Below are 3,144 nucleotides of genomic sequence, written 5' to 3'. Positions count from 1 at the left end.
GGTGAGGGGCTCGGCCCTCGGCGCGAGCCCCCCACCGGAATCTGTGCCGTTCCCCGGGCCGGCCCCCGGGGGCGGGTGGGGCTAGTTCCGCTCGGTCCGTCCGCGGAGATAGCGGCGGGACCGGCGGTACCCGACGAGTTCGCCGTCCGCGTCGACCTCGGTCTCGTAGACCGCGAGGACGTCGGCGGAGTCGGGGATGCGGCGGGTCTCCACCACCTCCACCATGACGCGCCAGTTGTCCTCGTCGGTGCGCTCCAGCCCCACCACGCTCTCGATGCTGCGGCCGGTCATCGCGGTGACGTGCTCGGCCGCGCGTTTGGCGGCCTCGGACGCGGACATCATGGCGGCCTCCTAGCCGCCGCCGGCGAGGCGGGCCTGCTCGCGCGCGCGGCCCTCGTTGAGCCGCTGGATCAGCTCCTCCTCGCGTTCGGCGGCCTCCTCTTCGGTGATCTCCCCCGCGGCGACCTCGTCGGCGACCTGCTGCATCTCCGCGGCGATGCGGCCCGGGTCGTACAGCCGCGCCTCGGCCTGCTCGGTCAGGGTCTCGGCCAGCCACATCACGCCCCGCACGGGTGCGAGCGGCAGCGTCACCAGCCCGGTGAACAGTCCCATCGTCATTCCTCCGGGACGAAGTCGTAGGGCGGAAGCGGGCCGATCAGCCGGACCTTGACGCGCTCGCCGTGGTCGGTGGCGAGCTTGTCGACGGCCTTCTCGAACTCGGCGCGCTTGTCGGCGCGGACCAGGAACGAGGCGTCCAGGACGTCCTCCTCGCGGGCGGGCGTCTTGGTGACCGCCGCCTCGGCCGCGGGGGCGGCGCCGTCCAGCAGCGTCTGGCCGTCGGCCTCGCGCATCCGCTCCATCGTCTGGGCGATCAGCTCGCCGAGCCGGATGCGGTCGTAGTAGACGGCGTCGGCGGCGTCGGGCGGGACCTCCCGCAGGCGCTGCGACAGCTCGGCGATCTCCGGGTCGCCCGTCATGATCTCGCGCAGGACCGCGTCCTGGACGTAGGTGGCCTTCACCCGCAGCTCGACCATGCCGTCGAGCTGCTCCAGGACCTGCCCGAACCGGTCGGAGTTGCCGGCGAGCAGCTCCTTCTCCACGGCGGCGCGGTCGGCCAGCGCCGCGCCGAACCGGAACGGCAGCACGACGGTGCCGGCGTCGACCAGGGCGTTCAGGACGCGCTGGTGGGCGACCAGGTCGGCGCGTTCGCCGAGGGCGCGGCCCTGCGGCAGGTCGCTGACGATCGCGGCGCACACGCCGCCGTCCTCGACCAGCGTCACCGGCTTGTCGTCCAGGCCGAGCACGTCGCCGGGCAGGGCGGCGCCCGAGCGGGTCACGCCGTAGATGTACTGCGGTGCCCGCTCGTCCTGGGGGGCGTCCCCGGAGGTGCTGCCGCCGGGGGACTGCGGCGTGGTCATGACTCTTCGTCCTCCTTCTTGCGGGACGAGCGGCGGCGGGCGGACTGCTTCTCGTCGTCGGAGTCCTCGTCGCCGCCGAAGGTCTCCTTGAGGCGTTCCTGCGCGCCCTCGAGGGCGCCGCGGGTCTTCTTCTTCGCGCCGGACTCCTGCATCCCGCCGACGAACTCCGGCAGCCCCTGCGAGGTGCCGTCGTGGGCGATGTCGAGGCGGTTCACGGCCTCGGCGAAGCGCAGGTAGGTGTCCACGCTGGCGACGACGATCCGCACGTCGACGGTGAGGATCTCGATTCCGACCAGAGACACCCGGGCGTACAGGTCGATGACCAGTCCCTTTTCCAGGATCAGGTCGACCACGTCGGCGAGGCCGCTGCCGGAGCCGCCGCGCTGGACTGTGTTGGTGCCCGAGGTCTGCTGGGCGATCGGCCCAGTCATGTCATATCTCCCTGTGTGTGGGGGCTAGGTGGTCTTCGAGGTTTTCCGTTCCGTGCACGCCACCTCTTTACCCCCACTTATCTGCCTAAACAGGTCACCGTGATTCGGTCACCCGCCGGTCAAAAGCGCACGTCCCCGGGGGGACGGCCGAAGAAGCCGTCCCCCCGGGGACGTGCGCGGACCCGCCGCCGGGGCGGGTCGGAACTCGCGGGTCATCGCGGGTCGCGGTGCCCGCGGAAGGGTGCGGGGATCAGCGGCGCTTGCGGGCCGTCACCCGGCCGACGACCACGCCGGCGGCCGCGGCCCCCGCCACCGGCACCGCGCGCAGCAGCCGGCCCAGCGTCATCAGCTTGGCCAGCCCCGCCGCACGGCCCGGCAGCGCCTTCACCTGGCCGCCGACCTGCGCGGCGCCCTTGCCGACGCCCTGCGCCGTGCCCTTCGCGGCGCCCTTGGCGCCCTCCGCGGTGCCCTTGGCGCCCTTGGCCGCACCTGCCTTGGCACCACTGGCGCCCTTCTTGGCGGTGCTACCTGCGCCCTTGGCGGTGCTACCTGCGCCCTTGGCGGTGCTACCTGCGCCCTTGGCGGTGCCGCCCGCGGTCTTGGCCGCGCCTCCGGCGGCCTTGCGCGCGGTGCCCGCGCCCGCCTTGCCGGACTTGCCGGCCTTGGCCGCGCTCCCGTTGGCCTTGGCGGGCCCGTCCCCGGTCTCCGAGGGGGTATCCATCGTCATTCCTTCCATCGGGGGGCATGCCGCCCGGCGCACCGCCCCGCGCCGTACCGGCCGGGGGCCGCGAAGCCGGGCCACTACAGCGCTACCCCCACTGACACGCGCAAACATCCGCCCCCGCCGCCGGAGGCGGCACCGGACGGGCGCGCCGAGGCCGACGGGAGCGCCGCACGCCACCGGCCAGGTTGATCGCCGGGCGCGGGCGGGGCAGGCTGTGAGACCGGCCACCGGGCCGGGCCCATGGGGAGGCCCGGCCGAATCCGCGTCCCGGGAGGGAGGGGCACCGATGGACCGCCGCCTCCCCCGTGCCCGCACCGTCCTCATCGCCGCCGCACTGGCCGCCGTCCTGCTCGCCGCGGTCGCCGCCGTCGCGCTGCGCACCTCCTCCGCCCCGCCCGGCGCGGCGCCGCCCGCCCGGGTCCTGTCCGCCTACGAGACCGCCGCCCCCGGCAACACCATCGACCGCGACTGCGGCTACAGCACCGCGCTGCCCGGCTCGCCCGGCCGCGCCCTCTGGCTGTTCTGCGACACCGTCTGGAAGGGCGCGCGGCCCGGCCTGTGGCTCGGCACC

Annotated in this window: 6 protein-coding genes; 1 reads left to right on the top strand and 5 read right to left on the bottom strand. The window is 74.5% G+C overall.

Annotated elements, in window-relative coordinates; genetic code table 11:
• Window positions 1-81: 81 nt before the first annotated feature.
• The 5 genes from gvpO to E1266_RS36520 form a co-directional block, all read right to left on the bottom strand.
• Complete coding sequence (gvpO, locus tag E1266_RS36540) at window positions 82-342, bottom strand: gas vesicle protein GvpO (RefSeq protein WP_132055062.1); 261 nt, start codon at window positions 340-342, stop codon at window positions 82-84.
• 9 nt (window positions 343-351) lie between these two features.
• Window positions 352-612: a gas vesicle protein GvpG gene (locus tag E1266_RS36535; RefSeq protein WP_132055060.1), complete on the bottom strand. Its 261-nt coding sequence runs from the start codon at window positions 610-612 to the stop codon at window positions 352-354.
• Window positions 613-614: 2 nt separating this feature from the next.
• Window positions 615-1,418, bottom strand: coding sequence for a GvpL/GvpF family gas vesicle protein (locus E1266_RS36530; protein WP_132055058.1), 804 nt, complete (start codon window positions 1,416-1,418; stop codon window positions 615-617).
• Window positions 1,415-1,849, bottom strand: a complete 435-nt coding sequence (gene gvpJ / locus E1266_RS36525; protein ID WP_132055056.1) for a gas vesicle protein GvpJ — start codon at window positions 1,847-1,849, stop codon at window positions 1,415-1,417. Before gvpJ ends, E1266_RS36530 begins: the two co-directional genes overlap by 4 nt.
• A 250-nt stretch (window positions 1,850-2,099) precedes the next feature.
• Window positions 2,100-2,570 carry a hypothetical protein gene (locus tag E1266_RS36520; protein WP_132055054.1) on the bottom strand — a complete coding sequence of 157 codons (471 nt, stop codon included), beginning with the start codon at window positions 2,568-2,570 and terminating at the stop codon, window positions 2,100-2,102.
• Window positions 2,571-2,859: 289 nt separating this feature from the next.
• Here E1266_RS36520 and E1266_RS36515 point away from each other — a divergent pair.
• Window positions 2,860-3,144, top strand: a 285-nt coding sequence (locus E1266_RS36515) for a hypothetical protein (protein WP_132055052.1), incomplete at its 3' end; no start/stop codon positions are given.

The organism is Actinomadura sp. 7K534 (assembly GCF_004348575.1).
GTDB lineage: Bacteria > Actinomycetota > Actinomycetes > Streptosporangiales > Streptosporangiaceae > Spirillospora > Spirillospora livida.
This window is presented reverse-complemented; position numbering and strand designations above follow the sequence as displayed.